We start from the raw sequence: 706 nt of genomic DNA on the forward strand, positions 1-706 counted from the left end.
CGGGGACAATGTCAGGTGGGGAGTTTGACTGGGGCGGTCGCCTCCGAAAGGGTATCGGAGGCGCTCAAAGGTTCCCTCAGAATGGTTGGAAACCATTCGAAGAGTGCAAAGGCAGAAGGGAGCTTGACTGCGAGACCGACGGGTCGAGCAGGTAGGAAACTAGGACTTAGTGATCCGGTGGTATGAAAGTGGGATTGCCATCGCTCAACGGATAAAAGCTACCCTGGGGATAACAGGCTTATCACTCCCAAGAGTTCACATCGACGGAGTGGTTTGGCACCTCGATGTCGGCTCATCGCATCCTGGGGCTGAAGTAGGTCCCAAGGGTTGGGCTGTTCGCCCATTAAAGCGGTACGCGAGCTGGGTTCAGAACGTCGTGAGACAGTTCGGTCCCTATCCGGCGCAGGCGGAGGATATTTGAGAGGAGCTGTCCTTAGTACGAGAGGACCGGGATGGACGGACCGCTGGTGTACCGGTTGAGCTGCTAAGCTCATGGCCGGGTAGCCAAGTCTGGCAGGGATAAACGCTGAAGGCATCTAAGCGTGAAGCCCCCCTCAAGATGAGATATCCCATTCGAAAGAAGTAAGACCCCTTGAAGACGACGAGGTAGATAGGGCAGAGGTGGAAGTGCAGTAATGTACGGAGCTGACTGTTACTAATCGGTCGAGGGCTTATCCAGGAAGGTCTGGTTGGTTGATGAAACGGT

The 706-nt window shown here is 55.1% G+C and carries 1 rRNA gene; it reads left to right on the plus strand.

Going from position 1 to position 706, the window contains the following annotated elements:
• Window positions 1-679 (plus strand): 23S ribosomal RNA (locus tag GPK83_RS12280); the annotation flags it as partial.
• Window positions 680-706 lie beyond the last annotated feature (27 nt).

The sequence above is a fragment of the Clostridium sp. MCC328 genome (assembly GCF_018785465.1).
Classification (GTDB): Bacteria; Bacillota; Clostridia; order Lachnospirales; family Lachnospiraceae; genus Pilosibacter; species Pilosibacter fragilis.